Annotated in this window: 15 protein-coding genes; 10 read left to right on the plus strand and 5 right to left on the minus strand. The window is 40.1% G+C overall.

The features are described 5' to 3' along the window. The first annotated feature begins 1 nt into the window (after position 1). The 5 genes from ACKPQ5_RS04745 (at position 2) to ACKPQ5_RS04765 (ending at position 7661) form a co-directional block, all read left to right on the plus strand. A complete protein-coding gene (locus ACKPQ5_RS04745; RefSeq protein WP_407677953.1) occupies positions 2–3379 on the plus strand; it encodes an ABC transporter permease in 3378 nt (1125 codons plus the stop codon). Positions 3380–3399: 20 nt separating this feature from the next. Next, a complete protein-coding gene (locus ACKPQ5_RS04750) occupies positions 3400–4083 on the plus strand; it encodes a hypothetical protein (RefSeq protein ID WP_407677954.1) in 684 nt (227 codons plus the stop codon). 506 nt (positions 4084–4589) lie between these two features. Further along, positions 4590–5456, plus strand: coding sequence for a hypothetical protein (locus ACKPQ5_RS04755; RefSeq protein ID WP_407677955.1), 867 nt, complete (start codon positions 4590–4592; stop codon positions 5454–5456). Next, a complete protein-coding gene (locus ACKPQ5_RS04760) occupies positions 5457–6869 on the plus strand; it encodes a hypothetical protein (RefSeq protein ID WP_407677956.1) in 1413 nt (470 codons plus the stop codon). A 54-nt stretch (positions 6870–6923) separates the two neighbouring features. Continuing rightward, positions 6924–7661 (plus strand): alpha/beta hydrolase family protein, encoded by a 738-nt coding sequence (locus ACKPQ5_RS04765; protein WP_407677957.1) that lies wholly within the window; start codon positions 6924–6926, stop codon positions 7659–7661. Between the two features lie 20 nt (positions 7662–7681). Here ACKPQ5_RS04765 and ACKPQ5_RS04770 read toward each other — a convergent pair whose 3' ends face one another. Beyond that, positions 7682–8959, minus strand: coding sequence for a Gfo/Idh/MocA family protein (locus ACKPQ5_RS04770; RefSeq protein ID WP_407677958.1), 1278 nt, complete (start codon positions 8957–8959; stop codon positions 7682–7684). Positions 8960–9017: 58 nt separating this feature from the next. Beyond that, a complete protein-coding gene (locus ACKPQ5_RS04775) occupies positions 9018–10283 on the minus strand; it encodes an MFS transporter (RefSeq protein WP_407677959.1) in 1266 nt (421 codons plus the stop codon). 381 nt (positions 10284–10664) lie between these two features. Here ACKPQ5_RS04775 and ACKPQ5_RS04780 point away from each other — a divergent pair, with 381 nt between their 5' ends. The 5 genes from ACKPQ5_RS04780 (at position 10665) to ACKPQ5_RS04800 (ending at position 16147) form a co-directional block, all read left to right on the plus strand. Continuing rightward, a complete protein-coding gene (locus ACKPQ5_RS04780) occupies positions 10665–11621 on the plus strand; it encodes a ThuA domain-containing protein (RefSeq protein WP_407677960.1) in 957 nt (318 codons plus the stop codon). 111 nt (positions 11622–11732) lie between these two features. Then, on the plus strand, positions 11733–11954 hold the full coding sequence (locus ACKPQ5_RS04785) for a hypothetical protein (protein WP_407677961.1): 222 nt from the start codon (positions 11733–11735) through the stop codon (positions 11952–11954). A gap of 128 nt (positions 11955–12082) precedes the next feature. Beyond that, entirely contained in the window at positions 12083–13225 is a 1143-nt protein-coding gene (locus ACKPQ5_RS04790) for a response regulator (RefSeq protein WP_407677962.1), read from the plus strand. Positions 13226–13305: 80 nt separating this feature from the next. Beyond that, positions 13306–14943, plus strand: a complete 1638-nt coding sequence (locus tag ACKPQ5_RS04795) for a sensor histidine kinase (RefSeq protein WP_407677963.1) — start codon at positions 13306–13308, stop codon at positions 14941–14943. Between the two features lies 1 nt (position 14944). Beyond that, on the plus strand, positions 14945–16147 hold the full coding sequence (locus ACKPQ5_RS04800; protein WP_407677964.1) for a formylglycine-generating enzyme family protein: 1203 nt from the start codon (positions 14945–14947) through the stop codon (positions 16145–16147). A 7-nt stretch (positions 16148–16154) separates the two neighbouring features. Here ACKPQ5_RS04800 and ACKPQ5_RS04805 read toward each other — a convergent pair whose 3' ends face one another. The 3 genes from ACKPQ5_RS04805 to ACKPQ5_RS04815 form a co-directional block, all read right to left on the minus strand. Beyond that, entirely contained in the window at positions 16155–17162 is a 1008-nt protein-coding gene (locus tag ACKPQ5_RS04805; RefSeq protein ID WP_407677965.1) for a PDZ domain-containing protein, read from the minus strand. Positions 17163–17174: 12 nt separating this feature from the next. Next, a complete protein-coding gene (locus ACKPQ5_RS04810; protein WP_407677966.1) occupies positions 17175–18149 on the minus strand; it encodes a S1C family serine protease in 975 nt (324 codons plus the stop codon). Between the two features lie 59 nt (positions 18150–18208). Continuing rightward, on the minus strand, positions 18209–18679 hold a 471-nt coding region (locus ACKPQ5_RS04815), incomplete at its 5' end, for a hypothetical protein (protein ID WP_407677967.1).

Below are 18679 nucleotides of genomic sequence, written 5' to 3' on the forward strand. Positions count from 1 at the left end.
GATGAGTTTTTGGAAAATAATTGCCAAAAATCTCCTTTATTTTCGCAGACAAAATCTGGGCGTCGCATTGGGTGTCGCGTTGTGTGCAATGGTTTTAATTGGAGCATTGACTGTGGGAGATTCAGTCCGTTCTACTTTATCTAAGATAGCCGAAGCGAGAATTGGCAAAGCAGACATGGCCCTGTTGGCAACCGACGGTTTTTTTCGTGACGAGTTAGCAAATGAAATTTCAACGGAATTGGAAGGTGGAACTGTGGTGGCACCGGTTGTGGTTTCCCGTGGAACGATTTCTCTGCCCGATGGATCGGGGAGGGTGGGGAATGTACAGGTTCTTGGTGTGGAGGAGAGTTTTTGGCAACTAGCCCCGGATATCGCACATTCTCCAATAGGATCGTGGGCGGATCAAAAAAACTGGCCGGAATGGGGAGCGGGTAATTTCTTCGCCAATGAACGGTTACATAAACTCTTGAAGGTGGCAGGGCAGGGCAGGATTATTTTACGCATTGAAGAACCAAGCCTTTTCTCGAGGGATGCTCCTCTGTCGGGCGAGCGGGATAACAAATTCGTCTCTTTTAATGGTAAATTGTCAGGCCCCGTTTCTTCGGACGGATTTGGTCATTTCGGGATTCAGGGAAACCAGCGAGAACCTCTCACATTATTTGTCCCTCTTCAAACACTACAGAAGAGAATGTTTCGTTCTTTTGATGAAGAGAATGGAATAACTGATTTTGCCAATTTCCTCTTGCTGGGCAGATCAGATAAGGGAGTAATTGATGAAAATTCTACCCGCTTCGCTTTGGAAAAATCGTGGACTTTGGCCGATGCAGGGATCAGCGTAAAACTTTTACGGGATACCAGTGCCTTCTCAGTTCGTACACGGCAAGTCTTTCTCAATCCTTCTTTGGAAAAAGCGGCTCTGTCAATCGATTCAGACGCCACTGGTGTGCTCACTTATCTAGTCAACACCATTGAAACGGAAAATGTAGATGGCAATGGTAGTGGGTTGATCCCGTATTCAATGGTTAGTGCAGTCGATCCGAAGAAAGTGTTGTTTATGCCGGATGATTGGAGTGAAGATGAGATCATCCTAAATCAATGGGCAATTGATGATCTCGGTGTAAAAATAGGAGATTCAATTACATTGCGTTATTTTTCTGTGGGTAAGCGTAGAAAACTGGTGGAGGAGAGCAAAAAGTTTATTCTTCGTGGAGTATGCCCCAATCCGCCAAATGTGGTAGAAGGGGAGGAGAGTGACTGGACTCCGCAATTCCCAGGTTTATCAGATGCAGAATCGTGTGGAGAATGGGATACCGGAATTCCAATTACCCATAAGATTCGTCCAAAAGATGAAGAATATTGGAATCAGCACAGGGGAAGTCCGAAGGCATACATCTCACTGAAGGCGGGACAAGAACTTTGGACGAATCGATGGGGTTCTTTGACCGGTTTACGGTTTTCCCGCGAAATTCATTCTCCAATAAAGTTTGAAAATAAACTTAGAAATGTAATGACTGCAAATCAGGCAGGTCTGATATTTCAATCTTTGCGTGCAGATGCAAAAGCCGGAACTGAGTCTCCAGTTGATTTTGGACAGTTATTTTTATCATTTAGTTTTTTTGTCATTATTGCTGCCTTAGCGTTAACGGGGATGCTTTTTGCTTTTTCAATTGAACAAAGGAATCGGCAGGTCGGGCTACTTCTTGCCGTCGGGTTATCACCCCAAAAGGTTAGACTGCTTGTTCTTGGTGAAGGGCTTTGCGTCTCCATCATTGGAGTATTGATTGGGGTTGGACTGGCTGTTCTTTACGGGCAGTCAATGGTAAGTTTATTATCGGGCGATTGGAACGGAGCCGTATCCGGTACAATATTTGAGTATAGTGTAGATCCAAAATCGATTTTAGGGGGTGGAATTGCTGCATTAATAATGTCGATTATTGCAATGTCATGGTCCACGCGTCGGCAGTTGAAATTTGAACCGAGAGAGCTTCTTTCAGCAGGAGAAAATTTGAATCAAAACAATTTGAATCACAAAAAAAGAAAATGGAGCGGTTCGCTCTGTCTTTCAATGATCTTTTTTATTGGAGCAATTGGATTGGTCGCGATTACGGATTTCTCAGCACCGGGAGCTTCGGAAGGTTATTTTGGAGCGGGAGCAATGCTTTTACTTTCAGGAATTTTGTATTTCCGTTATTATTTGGTAAAAAAATTCGGGCAACAAATAACAGTACTCAAGGTTGCAAAAGATTTATCGAATCGAAATATGGGGAGAAGGACTGGACGGAGTCTGGTCACCATGGCATCGATGGCGGCAGGGACATTTTTAGTAGTCAGTACCGGAGCGTTTCGCAAAGGTCCGCCAGTGTCCCCAGAAGATCCTTTATCCGGCACGGGAGGATTCTCATTGATTGGTGAATCTGCGTTACCGATTTATGATGATCTAAATGGTGTGGAAGGACGGGAATTATACGATTTGAATACTACTCTTTTACAAAATACACAGGTAGTTCCAATACGTTTTAGGGAGGGAGATGATGCCAGCTGTTTAAATTTAAATAAGGCGGTCAGACCCAGGATTTACGGAGTCAATCCAAGCGAAATGGCGGGCCGATTTTCTTTTGCTATTGGAGATTGGTCGCAACTGAATAAAATACTCCCAGATGGCAAAATACCAGCGGTGGTGGACCAGAACACAATGATGTGGGCTTTAAAAAAAGGAATTGGAGATGAGATCGAATTTCTCGATGGAGAAGGAAGAAGCTTTTTCGTTCAATTGGTTGCAGCTGTGAAGGGTTCAATTTTACAGGGAGCGATCTATTTACCAGAAGAACAATTTGTAAAAAAGTTTCCTCAACAGGGAGGGTATCGCAGTTTTATGATCAGTGTTCCTCCTTCTGAATCTCAAATGATGCAAGCGTATTTAGAGGAAAAGTTTTCGAATTATGGATTGGAGCTCACCGAATCAATTGATCGTCTTTCCGAATTTCAGAAAGTGGAGAATACTTATCTCTCAATTTTTCAGGGTCTTGGTGGTCTTGGTATGTTATTGGGCACAGTTGGGTTGGCCGTCGTGGTGGCAAGGAACTTAATGGAAAGAGGAAAAGAATTTGGTGTAATGGAGGCCTTGGGTTATCGGCTTGGACATTTGAGAAATCTTGCTTTTTCGGAACACTTTACTTTGGCCCTTTGGGGTTTGGGCGTGGGTTCGATTTCTGCTCTTCTTGCAATTGCTCCGGCAATTCTTGGCGAAGTTGGCCAGTTACCGGGGTTGGGATTCCTATACTTTTTCTTCGCTTTGATAATCTTGTGCTTTCTTTGGACTAAATTTTCAGTGAACTTGGTTTTGAGAAAAAGCCAAATAAAGCATTTGCACGATGAGTGAAATCGAATTCGAAATACATTATGAATGTTACAATATTACCGTTATTAATTTTTACTCTTTTAAATATCCCGTTTTTTTTATCCGGTGATTTTGACAATGATATCGTAGAGAACATAAATTCATGGAAAGTTGAATTTGAAGAAAACTTTTCCGGCCTCACTCCCCAAGATGAACCGGAAAACCTATTCATTCTGGATGGTTCTTTTTTGGTAGAACAAAATAAAGCCGGCAACCAATTAGAATTGTCTGGCAGTCCAGTCGGCGACTTTGGATTCATGTTCGGGCCTCGGGTTCGTGAAAAAGCGATGGAATTAAATTTCTCTTTTCTTTCCTCAAAGCAGGGCAGAAGGTATCCAGCAATTGCTGCCGGTATTGGGGGAATTCGCGGATACCGATTTCGCTGGAATGCGTCCACTCGAAAAATCCTTATTTATAATGATGAGACCCTATTGTTGGAAAAAGTATTTACCTGGGAAAGTGACCAGTGGTGGAAAATCCGTTTTCAAGTTATTCCTCTAAAACAGGACAAGAATTTACTAAAATTAAAAATTTGGCCAAGGGATTTAGAGGAACCTAAAACTTGGCTTGTAGAACATTCAGATGATGTTTTATTTAAAGGTGGTAAATGTGTCATTTGGGGATACCCCTATGCGGGAACGCCGATTCAATTTGATGATATTAGGATTTTATCCATTGAAAGATAATAAGACATTTTGGATACGCGTAATGTGTGCCGTGTCCGACCGTTTTTTTAGAAATTTGGAGAAATGAAACGATTTCTTTTTTATTCCTATTCCTGTCAGTGCAATTAAGCGGAGAATCCAATAAGACGGAAAAGATATAATTGGACAGTGACATATTTCCGCTTGCTTCCGACAACTAGAAAAATTCTCTCACAAGAGAATATCCCGTATCGCGAAATTTATTTTGTGTGCGGAAGCTGGGGCTTCGACTGCGGGAAATGAATTAGCAAGGCAGAATATTTCAACTTGGTTTGATAGCCGGATTGTTTCCCAAATAAAAAAAACAGTCTTTTTGATAAGAACTGAAACCTAGATATTCTTGCATTAATCTTATTTATATAGATTATAAAATTTCCGTGCTTAGTATTAATCGAGTGTTTTTTCTTTCATTAGGAAGCGTATGCTTTCTGTTGATACCATTTTTTTGGCTGGCTTTAGTATTCGATTATAAGTCCTTAGAAAATTTTATGTTTACCCTATCACAAAGTTATTTTGTAGGGTATCCCGTACCAGAATTGTTTGGTGCTTCAAATGTTGACTCACCAGTAAGTCAAGTTTTCCGACTTAAAATTTTTCTTTCACTCGCATTGTTAGCCTATGCTCTATTTTTTATTAGTTTATATTCGGTGGAGGAAAATACAAAGCGCATCAAGTTTCTCTTTCGCGGTATCGCAATTCCCCTATTTACTATAGTAATTTTATTTTGGCTCAAATTTCTCGATGAAGATCATATTATAGTTAAGACTGAAAAAACAGAGCTTTTTCTCGCCACTACGATTTCATTAGTTTTATCCATTTTTCTATTTTCCTACTCATTACGATCAAGGAGGAAGGTAATTTCAAAAAGAACACTTGTAGAAGAGAATGTAGAAACTTCTGCTAAAAAGAGTTCATCATCCAGTGCGGATATTCAAGTTGGTGTAACGGATGGTGTATCGAATTCTGAGGACGAGGGCTCGAAATCTGGAGAGGGTGGTGAAGGCGAGTTATTAGGTACAGCTTCCCCGATCGATTCACAACCTACTCAAGGCAATGATTTAGGGAATAGTGAGGAGGGCAAATCATTGGATAATGAAATAACTCAACCCGGAAGTGAAGACATTTTACCAATTATTAATTCAGGTACTCCTCCTAGTCATGAGACTGATAATCAAGGAACTGAGTTAGATAATAACCCTGTTGAAAATAGCGCAACGCTTGCAGGTGAAAATACTGACCTTCAAGAAACGGAAGTACCTTCTGGTAATAATTCAGCAGAGGATGGATTACAAACTCCAGAAACTAGGGTTGGTAATTCGAAGGAAAAAAATTCTAATGAAAGAAGCCCGACTTAAATGATCAATTTCACCAAGGGTTTATTATGTATCCTTTTTTCTTTATTTTGTTTGTACATATTAGAGAGTGCATGCTTTCGCTTAGTTGAAAATTATGCGAACTGGAGACTTACTTTAGCTTGGGGAAAACCTAGCGAAGCTGCCTTCAACTCGATTCTTAAAAAATTACCGCTAGATCATTTTGTCAGGCGACCAACAGATTTACCCAAACCTCAGCATTTGGGCTATTGGGTTGGGGAGGAGGATCAATACTCTTCTAAAGTGATGAGCTTTACCCGGCCAACAAGAGATATTTATGAAAATTACATTCAGACAGTATTTGAACCTCTCGCAAATTATGAAATCCGGGATTATGAAGAGATTCAAGGTGTCGTGTTACCGGGATTAAAAAAGAGTGCAACGGTTGTAGATGTGCAAAAGCAGAAAGCGAGGAGAGTGGGCGATCCTATGGAGTACGCGCATGGAGTTTTTGTAAAGGTTGTTTTAAGAGATAGCTCAGGTTCATATAAAGAACAAAATGCTGAACTCGAATCCAGTTTTGGCTTCATGCTACAACAAGGCTTTGCTTGCGTCGTACTCCCCGTTTTTTCCAGCACAGACCTCATTGAGAAAATTGAAAATTTTAAGAAGAAAGAAAGTTTATTAGCTCGAAACATTTATGCATGGGCAGATGGAAATACTGCTACAATCTTGTTAAAGTCATGCCAAATAAAGCCCAGTTGCTGGCAAGCAATTATGATAACTGATCCAGACGACTTCATTCCTCCCCCTACTGATGTGAAGTTGCCTTGGATGTACTTTGAAATTGATGATGACAGGAGATTAGAGGAAGAAGGCTTAGATCATTTATATCAGTGGATTAATTTAGCTCGTTCTAATGAAAATATTTATGTTTCACGTTTGGCCGGGTTAGTAAGAATAAGCCAAAATTTTTATCTAAATAAATCGATTCCTTCTTCTTTTGCTTCCTATGTCATAAATTGTTCCCGATTTATGAAAGATATTTCGTACGATTTTATCAAACCACAAAATTTTGCTCCGGTTGATGAATCAATTCAGTCCAATTTAATTCCCGAGAATGAACTCGTAGAAACGACAGAGAACTTTCAGGAATTAAACAATTTTGATCTAGGCAGAATAGAAAATTCTATCAGTGTTTTGGAAAAGCAGGAGGAAATTAATCCGCTTGATAATCGTCCGAGTTTTGATTGTGAAATTATAAAGGAATACAGACAAATTAATTCGGATGATCCTAAATTAAAGCTAGTTTCTAATCGTGATTTAATTTTAAAACTAGGTTTGGGTTTTGATGAAATGGGCCAAGGGGTATTAGGGCAAATCAAAACCAAAGACCCCCTTTTTTATCGATATTATATTTCATTGAGAGCAATTGAGGAATCACCGCTTAATTAAGTTTTTATCTTGGATGGGTTTTTAGAATGTAGGTATTGAGAATCAAAAGGGTCCATGAACGAAAATATCTCAAATAGCCTACAAGAGAATATTGAATATATTTTTCATGAAGGAACCGGACGAAATTCTTATCTTTTGATTATTGGCCATGGAGTTGCCTCGAACATGGATGAACCAATTATTCAAAAGTTGGCTGAAAAAGTAGCGGAGCAGGGAATGTCTGTTTTGCGATTCTCTTTTCCTGGTAATGGGAGTTCAGGCGGTCGGTTTGACCAATGTACAATGACTAAGGAAATCGAGGATTTACAATGTATAGTAACCGCGGTCAAAGAACGCGGTTGGCGTCCTATTTATGCCGGTCATAGTATGGGTGCTTCTGTAGGTGCATTGACTGCTGCGGTTGATTCTCGAATTGAATTTTTAATCTCTCTTGCCGGAATCGCCAATACAAAGAACTTTTTTGAGTCAGAATTTGCTATGCTTACTCCTGGTAAGGATAATATGTGGAACGAAGAAACATGTCCATTATCTCAAGAATTTGCAGACGACATAACTCAAATTAATAGTATTGTACCCCGTGTGTCTGGGGTTGAAATTCCGTGGCTTCTTATCCATGGAAAAAGGGATGATGTTATCTCTTGTAAAGAGTCTCAGTCTTTAGTTACAAACTTCGAAAAAACCCGCGAACTTGTAGAAATTGAAGGTGCTGACCACCTTTTTTCTGGTGATGCTCTTCACTTAGCTACTGAGTCAGTGATTGATTGGTTAGGCAGAAAATTACAATCCAACTAAGGGAATCAATCAGCAACACCTCATGAAAAACGGGTAACGCCTGGTACTGGAGGATTCGGAACTGCGAGTTCCATTTCCCAGTCAAAGTTTTCAGGAACGAGGGTTTCTTTAGAATTCAATGCATCGTCATAAGTGATTTTCTGACCTGTGTATGCTACCATTCTACCGAGGATTGCAACCATTGTACTGTGGGCAGCTCGTTCGCCATCATTGAATGGTTTTCCTTTTCGAATGGATTCGAATAATTCATCGTGTTCGCTTTGGTACATATCATTATTTTCTCCTCGATATCTCCATGAATTTTCCCCCGCGTCAATCATATGGCGATTTTTTGCAGAACAGCTTCCTTTTTTCCCAAGTAGTTCAAGCTCATAACTCCCAGCCGTTCCATTTTGTTGCCTAGAGAAATGGTAACCGCGTGCACCGTTTTCCCATTGATAAGCGATTGCAAAATGATCGTAAATATTACCGTATTTATCAGGATCATTGTAAACTTGTCTACCTCCCGAACCTTCAGCGTGTGTAGGTAGTGTCTCGCCCATCGCCCATTGCATCATATCAATACAATGAACTGCTTGTTCAACGATTGAGTCTCCAGAAAGCCATAAGTGAGCATTCCAATTTCTCATTTGAGCCTCGAGATCTCCCCAGCCTTCCTCGCGCTTTTTCTTCCAAACTTCACCCCCGTTATAAGTGCTGTACATTGCATTTATATCCCCTAAGGCTCCGTCCAAAATCCGTCCAAATACATCCTTTTTTGGTTGGTGGTGCCTCCAGCAAAAACCAGACATAAAACTTAAGTTTTTCTCTTTTGCCCTTTTGGCCAGTTCAATTACTTTACGAACACCTTCAGCATCAACCGCTACGGGTTTTTCAAAAAAGCAATGAACCCCTTTTTTAATAGCGTATTCCAAATGTTGTGGGCGAAAGGCGGGGGGAGTGGTTAAGATCACCACATCAACTCCAGAGTCGATGACTTTTTTGTAGGCATCAAAACCAATAAAGGTGGTGTCATCAGTAACCTGATATTTATCTCTTCCTCGAGCCTTAAGAATTCGACTTCGAAGCTTTATTCGATCTTCGAAAAGATCGCCGATAGCAGTGAGGGCAACATTAGGATCTGCATTCATGGCTTGTGCGGCAGCACCACTACCTCTTCCCCCGATCCCTACTAGGCCAATTTTGATAATTTTATCATCTTTGGCAGCATTCGCAATGTAGGGACTGGCTAGCAGGGCACCTGCGGTTAAAGTAGAACCAGTTTTAACAAAATTTCGTCGAGTAGATTGATTGTTCATAGATGTAGGTCAGTTTTATTGATATTAAGTTATTTTAAAAGCAATAAAGTAAGAAAAATTAAACTTCGTTGGTTGAGGTTGGATCTCGAAACATAAAAAAGAAAATCAATAAAACTATTCCTGCCATAATCGCGGGAAAATACCAAATTGCTTCCCAATTCATCCCGGTGGCTAGCTCTTGCTTTGAATTCCACCAACCGTTTAATTCTCCGCCAACGAACATGCCTGCCCCAAGAGTTACAAATGCGATAAACCCCTGGGCACTGGAGCGAATATCTTTGGGGGCAACTTTATCCACATAGAGCTGACCAGTTACAAAAAAGAAGTCGTAGCAAATACCATGAAAAATGACTCCCAAGTAAAGTAATGCGTGTGTTTGAGCATCTGCATTTGCAAAAAGAATATACCGTAGAACCCAGAAAAACATACCAATCATCAGCATTTTTTTCACACCAAGTTTACGAAAAAAATAGGGCACTAGTAAGAGAAAGAAAATTTCTGAAACTTGTCCGAGGGTCATTACGCCTTCTGAATTTGAAATGCCCATTTCCTTTAAAAATCCATTGGCGGACTGAAAGTAAAACGACAGTGGAATGCAGGTAAGAAATGAACAAAATATAAAAATTGCAAAGGATCGATCTTTCATCAGCCTAAACGCTTTGAGTCCCAATACTTCTCCCACAGATACAGTTTTCCCTTTCATTTTTGGAGGCGTATTGGGAAGTGAAAATGCGTATAGGCCAAGTGCGAAGGAGGCGATCGCACCAATTTCAAAAGTTCCTGATGTATTGGCAATTGAACTCCATCCATTTGGGGGTGGGTTCCCGCCTAAAAAAGCGGGCCATGAAAGATGATAAATTCCATTTTCAAAAAAACTGCTACCGACTAATATGCCCGAAGCAATCCAACCAATTGTACCAAGAGTCCGAATCGGTGGGAATTCCCTTTGTGGGTCCATCATATTCTGAAAGGACAGAGAATTTGCTAACGCCAAGGTTGGCATGTAAAAAACTAAATGTAGGAGCAAATAGGGATAAAAACTTTCCCAACTAGTAGCTTGGCCTATCATTAACAAGCTGGCTCCTCCTAAGATGTGCAGCCAGCCATACACTTTTTGGGTCGGAAAAAATCGGTCCGCTATCATTCCAACAATAAAAGGAGAAATAATTGCCGCGACTCCAGTTGCAGCATATGCAGTTCCTCGTAGGCTTGCTTCAATTTCTAAAGTACCAAGAAAGGTCCACATAGGGACATACCAGACTCCCCAAATGAAAAATTGAAGAAACATCATAATACAAAAACGAAAAACTAAGGATGTACTCATATTGGTTTTAAAGTTAACAGTATCTCCGTAAGTGCCAAGAAATAATTACATATATGCAATCATTGTTTGTTCTAAGGTTAATTCCGTATGGCTAATCAGTATTGGCTTCAATCTTTTTTGCTCCTTTTAGCTATGCAATCGTTCCTTTTTTCTCCTCCAATGTATATTTTTTACTCTCCCGAACGAAAAGAGTAAATAGCCCCCAAATTTGCCTGACATGTTTTGGCATATGCGACAATAATGGGGTTTCAAAAAGAAAGTGTGGCGAATGGAATAAGTTAGGTTACCAAGTAATAGCATTGTATTGTAGGTATTTTTCTACTTGAAAGCAGGTTATGAAACCCCGATAAATAAATCTTTTTATTTCAACTCATAACTTCTATGCCTACTATAAAAAAATCCTTTCTTTTATTGTTACCTTTATTTTGTTCTTTCCTGACAGGAGAAGACAAAAAAGTGGTCTTTGTCGCGGGAGCGAAGAGCCATGGTTATTTCTCCCATGAGCACATTGCAGGTTCCAAATTATTAGCCAGGCAACTTGATGAGGCAGATGTGGGATTACAATCTGTTGTTGTGACCGATGGCGGTTACCCTAAAGATCCAAGTGTATTTGACGATGCGGTTGCGATTGTTGTTTATTGTGATGGTGGGGGAAGGCACCTCTTAAACGCTCACCTCAAGGAGTTTGATCGCGTAATGAAGAGGGGGGTTGGCCTGGCTTGTATTCACTATGGCGTGGAGGTACCGAAGGGAGCACCCGGGGATTATTTTCTTAAATGGTTGGGTGGATATTTTGAGACCAATTGGTCGGTAAACCCGCATTGGGTCGCTGAATTTAAGTTATTTCCCCAACATCCCATTAGTTCGGGAGTAAAGCCTTTTTCAATTAAAGATGAATGGTATTATCATATGCGGTTTCGCGAATCGATGAATGGAGTTACTCCCATATTGTCCGCGCTACCATCTGCAGATACATTAAAAAGAAAGGATGGAGCTCATAGCAATAATCCACATGTAAGAGAATCAGTTTTAGACCGTAAAGAAAAACAACATGTTGCGTGGGCTTACCAACGAGGAGAAGAATACAATAATGGACGAGCGTTCGGATTTACTGGTGGGCATAACCATGTAAATTGGGGGTCTGATAATTTTCGTAAGCTTGTTTTGAATGGAATTATTTGGATTTCCAAAGCAAAAGTACCCACAGGTGGGGCCAAAGCGAGTGAGCTGTCAGTTGCTGATTTACAGGCCAATCAGGATTATCCCGCAAAAGGGTGGCCCCCAAGCCAAATTATTCAAAGCATGAAACAATTTAATGGTAAGGCACCAGTAGAATAGGAATTTGTTCAATTTATAATTTCGATCGATATTTTATACCAAAAATTTCTTTATTTATGCTGCTTTTCTTGCCAGTGAAAATAGAGCTTCAAGCTTACAGGTAAAGATTTAGTGACAGATTGTATAGAAAAGATACTATTTCTAGTACCTGAGGGACAATCTCATGAAAGAACTGATGATCTTGCTGGTCTTGCTCGTGCAGCAGATTTAATTGGTCAACTTGGAGACCCTGAGTATCTTCACAAAATCCCTGCACTTTTTTATGAATTTGAGGAACTGGGCATTAATCAATCAATGGGATGCCAAACACTGGGAAGTCTCAGGCGCGGATGACAAAATCGATTAATAGTTCGAACAAAGTGTATACGAATTAAATTTTAAAAGTAATTGATATGAAACACTGCTATTGTAATATTAGGGTATCTTTTTTTAAGGATTTGAAAATTCCCCTATAATTCCCTATGAATAATAAAATACTTTGCGTCGATGATGAAGAATCTATCCTTAAAGGATTTCAACTAAACTTAAGAAAAGACTTTGAACTCCATATGGCTTCTAACGGAGTTGAAGGTTTGGAGGTATTCGACAGGGAAAAAGGATTTGCACTTGTGTTATCTGATATGCGAATGCCAGAGATGAACGGGGCAACAATGCTCTCTGAAATTAAGAAGAGAGATCCCGAAGTGGTCACCGTTTTATTGACCGGGCATACAGATTTTGAATCCGCAATGGCAGCAGTGAATGACGGTAATGTATTTCGTATGTTATCCAAGCCATGCCCTCCCCAAACATTAGTTAAAGTATTGCGAGCGGGGTTAGAGCAGCACGACTTAATTCGGAGTAAGCGAATATTATTGGATAAAACTTTGCGCGGAGCAGTGGATGCGCTTGCCCAATCACTTTCCACGGTAAAACCACTTTTCTTCGGAAGAGCGCAACGGGTGGGGCGACTGTCCAATGAATTAGCAGAAATGCTAAATATACCCAACCGGTGGCGAGTCGATGTAGCGAGCGTTTTTTCGCAACTTGGCTATATTTCATTACCAGAATCTGTTTCAGAGGATGTTTATCATAAAAGAGATTTAAGCTCTGAAGTAAAAAAGTTGGTGAAACAGGTACCGATTGACACCCAAAACTTAATCTCCAAAATTCCCGGACTGGAAGAGGTCGATGCCATTCTGCAAAAATTAGAGATTCAACACCGATTTGAAAAAGAAGACGGCTCGGGTGTTCGTTCGCTTGCTTCTATTTTACGGGTCAGCTTAGATTTCGACTTTTATGAAGAACTTGGCCACGATCGGAGTGTAATTGTACAGACTTTAAAGAGTCGGAGTAATGATTATGACCCAATAATAACTGATTCCTTGTCCAATTTATTGGTGGTCGCTGAAAAAAAATTCCATCTCGAGGAAATACCAATTAAAGAGTTAGAAATTGGAATGCGTTTAGCTCAGGAATTAAGATTAGATGACGGTTTCTTGATTGCATCCTGCGGTGCAGATGTTGATCGACAGCTCCTCAAGGTAATTCGTAATTATAATTCCTGTTATGCGGAAAGCCCGTTTCCAAGAAAACTACAAGTCACAGTACCAGTGACTTCTTAAGAATTTTATATGTATACGCTTTGAAAGTAAGAACATATATTTGGATACTTTCATCAGCGAGTATAGGAGGTGCACTGTTAGTGGGAATTTTTGGGTGGTGGATGTTTCGTAGCACCAATCAATTAGCAAATGAACTTCACCAGGAAAGTAAATTTTCTGGGCAATCAGCCGGAGAATATTCCGATGTAAAGGATTTTTTGGAAGTTACCAGAGGAATTGTAGTATCTTTCGAAGTGTATCCCCAAAATTACGAGGGTATATTTGGGGTAACTTGGGATCGTTTTACGGCTGCTAAAATTGGACTCAATCAAATTTCTGACCAGTACCTTAAGAATTATCCTCAAAGCATGTTGGAACCTATTGCAAACGGATTAAATAATTTATCTTTGTCGATTAAGAAAATGGAAAAAATGTCGGTATGGGAAGTAACCGAAGAAGACAACGATATAAAACGTATAAATTATTTAAAAAAACAATTTAACAATGCGAGGGAAGAATTAGACCAGGGGCTTAATTTTTTGGAGCAAGCAGCGGAACAATTTTTACAGAAATCGAAATCCTCATTAGATGCGAAGCAATCCGAATTAAATCAAAAAGAAGAGAGCGATTTGATTCTTTTGTCGATTGCGAGCACTTTATATTTTTTACTCGTTACTTCGTTAGCTTTTGTCATCTATAAAAGTTTTGCGAGCCCTATTAGAAAGCTCGAGTCCGCTGCCAAAAGCTCAATTGAAGATAATCGACCGTTCACCTTAAAAGAATCAGGCCCCTATGAAATAAAGTCCTTAATTAGAAGGCTCCAAGGACTTATTCTTGGCTTAGAGTCCACCGTAAAAAAGCGCACGTCTTCCTTGCAGGCAAAGACAGTGCAATTGCAGGCTAAAACGGTGCAATTGCAGGAGGAAATGGTCCAGCGGAAAGAATTAGAAACCCAGCTAGTACATGCTCAAAAAATGGAAGCGGTGGGACAATTGGCCTCCGGTATTGCACATGAAATTAACTCTCCCTCCCAATTTGCAAATGATAATATACTATTTTTAAAGGATGCAGTAGACGGATTTATTGCAAAATTACGAGGGGAGGCTACGGCACCCGACCTAAAGGAACTGCAATTTCTTGTCGAAAATGCACCTGAGGCAGTGGATCAGGCAAAAGAAGGAATCAGTCGGATTACCACAATTGTTAAGTCGATGAAGAATTTTGCCTACAAAGATGCCGAATCAGCCAAGAGGCCAAGTGATTTAAATCAGGCCATTCAATCCACTATTGTGGTTGCGACAAACGAATGGAAATATCATGCCGAATTAAAATTAGAATTGGATGAGAATTTGCCTTTTGTTCCCTGCAATATTGGAGAAATTAACCAAGTGGTTTTAAATCTTGTTGTTAATGGAGCCCATGCAATTAGAGATCGCTTTCAAGAGGCCCAAAAAGGTAACTTGAAAGTTTCTACTATGCATTATGCAGATGCAGGCTGTGTGGTTATTTCAATTAATGATGATGGCGGCGGAATTCCTAAAAAAGTTCAAACCCGTATTTTCGAACCTTTTTTCACTACAAAAGAAGTCGGAGTCGGCACAGGACAGGGTTTAGCAATTGCACATAATGTAATTGTAAAGTCCCATTCCGGACAAATTTGGTTCGATACGCAGGAGGGTGTAGGAACTACTTTTTTTATAAAACTCCCGATGGATAACAAGGGAGTAGAGGATAAATAGAATGCGATTAAAAGTAGTTCATTTTTTTTTCTCGTTCTCCTGTGCTTTTTTTAATTGCTGCTCAGAAACCGAAGTTTCCGGTTCCTTAGATACGAAACCCTATTCGCCTTTTTCATCTGAGTTAGATTTAAAAATTAAACAAAATGACATTCAAAAATTAAGTCAGTTCAAAAGTTTTGTAAGGATTCACCCGGGCGAATTTACGATGGGAAGTCCACGAGGCGAGCCCGGAAGGGGAGAAGATGAGAATCCCCATAAGGTCGTTCTTACTAAGCCTTTTTGGATTGGTAAATTTGAGGTCACCAAGAGGGAATGGAACCAAAATTTACCATTCTCATTAAAGCGTGGTCATCCAGTATTTTCTTTGAAAAGCAGGACTATTCAAAAACTTTGCAAAGAAGGAGAATTTATTGATGGGAATTATGCTATTCAAGAGTACGAAAAAGTGATATCAAATGGGAAAATCCAAAAAAGTTTTTTTTTAGAAGAATCATATCCTAATTTTGGAACTATTGGAAATTGGGCAATAGGAGGGAAAAACCGAAAAAGTTATGCTATTAATAGTATAAAGTTCTCTTCTCTCAGTGAAATTACAAAATATTTTGCTCAAAACAAAATTTCAGCGATCGGACGAATTGGACAAATGAACCCCATTACTCATATTTCATATTCACAAGCAACTGCATTTTGTTGGAATAAATCTACCCTTGCGCACAGCCTCGGAAAGTTACCTAAAGGAATGTTTTTTAGATTACCAACCGAGGCAGAATGGGAATATGTATGTCGGGCCGGAACATTAGGTTTTTCTGGTTTGGGGAGTGGGGAGCGTTTGTCGGGCGTAAATGCTTGTTTGAACGGATCGCGCCCGGAGTATGTTTTGGGGGGTGAGCCTATGTTAATTAACAGAAAGGTGGTATCTCCAATCAATCCCAATTCTCCGAGGTACCCCCCTAACGCTTGGGGCGTTTATGATATGCATGGAAATGTGATGGAATGGTGCCAAGATTTTTATGGTCAATATTCTTCCAAGTCAGCAGTGATCAACCCGCTAGGCCCATTTAATGGAAGTAGGCGAGTGGTACGGGGTGGTAGCTTTTACAGAACCGCACATGATTGTCGCTCAGCCAGTAGAATGAGTTACGAGCCCTCCTACCGTGGTTCAGAGATAGGCTTTCGAATGGTGATTGGTTATCCCGTTTTATAGTCTTACATTAAGGAAGCTTTTCCAGGAATGGTGCGATTACCTTACTTGGAAGGTAAGCGGGTAGTGCATAAGTCGAAACTCGATCCACTCTTGCAATATTTATTCCTATACATTTTCCATCTAAATTAAATAATGGGCCACCCATAGATTCCTTACCGATCGGTAAGTCGTGCTGGATAATCATTTCGAAGTTATCTTTTCGCTTCGAGACAGGCCCACTCATTTGTAAGTTTCGATTAAATAAATCAAATGTAACGGAACGATGGCCAAGGGTTACTAAGAATTTTCTTATCTCATCCTTTCGGTTTACCTCTATACGAACCACATCACCCGGATCCTTTTTACCGATTATTTTGATGAGTGAGTCCTGGTTTTTAACCCTTCTATTATCAACCTCTGTTATAATATCGCCCTCTAGAAGGCCCGCTCGGTAGGCGGCTGCTTGCGGAACAACTTCTGAAATTTTTACTCCTTTAACTTTGCTGGTGTCAGTTGTTAAAAGAACACCCATTACGCCGCCTTCCCGGCCAATTTTTCGAGGCAGGCCACTAGTGACTCCGATACGAATTTCTTCTAGATTCGAATGGGCTGCAAAAACCCAACTTCCTTCTGACGTGTTACAATCTACATCCCAGTCAATTACCTGAAAAGAATTCTTGTCGGTCTCGAGTTTGTATATAGCGAGGTCCGTTTCTTCGTACCTTTTTTTAATTTTAAGCGAATATTTTTCCCCGTCAAAAGTTTCTGCCTCACGAGCACCAACACAGGAACTTGCCTTGGTTATTACGTAACCACTGGGATGGACAATGCTACCCAGTGCAATTAATTTATTATTTCTCAGTAATCGTACCGTTGCTTGAATTGCCACCTCCTTTGAACTCCCAAATGCATTTTGAATTGAACTCCCATTGAGTCGATCTGAAGCGATTAACAACTCTGAATTATTCAAGTCCGTATATGCATGAACTTGTAATGTAGATAATAAAATAAGAATGATTTGATTCAAGATTTTCATCTTTAAATAGCTTTATTCAGTTGGTCTTTCGCCCAAAACAACTCGAAGAGAAAGTTGTTTTTCACCTCGATGGTATTCTATCGTAACTGCTTCATTTGGTTTTTTACCCGAAATTAAAATGGTCAGTTCTTCTCGCGAATCCAATTTTTCCCCATCTAATGAATAAAGGACGTCGTTTTTTTGAAGACCTATTTTTTGTGCGGAACTACCTTCTACTACATTTAGTATCATTAATCCGTCCTTTGTGGCTTCGCAAGATACTCCCAAAAATCCTTTCTCTTCAAGTTTATCAAAAGTAAGTAGTTGGCCCTCTCTGTAAAAGTCCCAATTTATATGAAAACATTCAATTGGAACATGGAAGTTTTGATCCGGTTCTTTAGAAATACGGCTATGTATTGCGATCACTTTTCCATCTAGATTAAATAATGGTCCACCCGAGTCCCCGCCAAGAAGACGGCTATCAGACTGTAATGTGTCCTCTGTTTTCCCAATTACACGGCCCAGCCGAACTATTATTCCCCTTTCCTTATCAAATCCCCCGGGGTGCCCAATCGCGAAGCACCAATCCCCCACTTTTGAACTGTTCATTTTTTCAATCTGCACATGAGGCCATTTTCCTTTTTTAGTTATTTTTAACATCCCCGCATCGGAAATTTCTGAACCACCTAAACTTACTGCCGGTAAACTCTTACCGTTAGGGAGACGAACCTTCATTCTTTTGCCAGTTTTCCCAATAACATGTGCCGCGGTAAGAACGAGTCCGTCTTCTGATACAATTACACCACTCCCTGCACCATCATCAGATTCAATTGCGACCAAACTTTTTTTTGCCTCAGATAGAATTAGCCTCAACCGATCCTGAATTGCATTGAGATCAGCATGGTTTTGCGGAGTTTCAGAAAACCATTTTTTTTCGGATACCACATCAGCATCTAAAAAAAGAGAACTGACAAAAAGAATTAATGTATTTGGAAAGAAGCGATTCATTACTACCTAACAAAAACTCTTGTTCCGTAAACAGCAAACAACATAGGTAAAAATGACTTTTATAAATTTGTAACAATACTATCCACATATCTTTCCGTGAGCGAACGATAGTGTGAATTGGAGTTCAGTAAAAATAAACCATCTGGGCTTGTTACTCCTGTCTTTAAGGAAATATAATCGGGCGGAATTTTCTTGGCTGTCTTGGGGGAAACAAGGAGGAGGTCTGGCAACAAATTGGATGTGGTACTTTGTGAGATTGAAGAAATTGTAAAAACAAGCTTTTCAGTACGTGGAAACAACAGATTGATTTGAATTCCTTCTCTTTCAACAAATGGATCCACACTGGGAGTCATTATTTTTGTGAAATTGGGCTCAGAATAAATTGTGATCGTAGGACATTTACTCCATCTATCTCCGTCCACCCCGATTAGATTGTGATTTGCAAAATGAAATTGGCCCTTACTCGGAGCAGCAAGATAGCGTGCGAACTGCAAACCTTTTGATGCCAGGTTGGACCGCGATAGGATTTG

It is taken from the genome of Candidatus Seribacter sulfatis (assembly GCF_964187635.1).
In the GTDB taxonomy this organism is placed as follows: Bacteria; Verrucomicrobiota; Verrucomicrobiia; order Opitutales; family Seribacteraceae; genus Seribacter; species Seribacter sulfatis.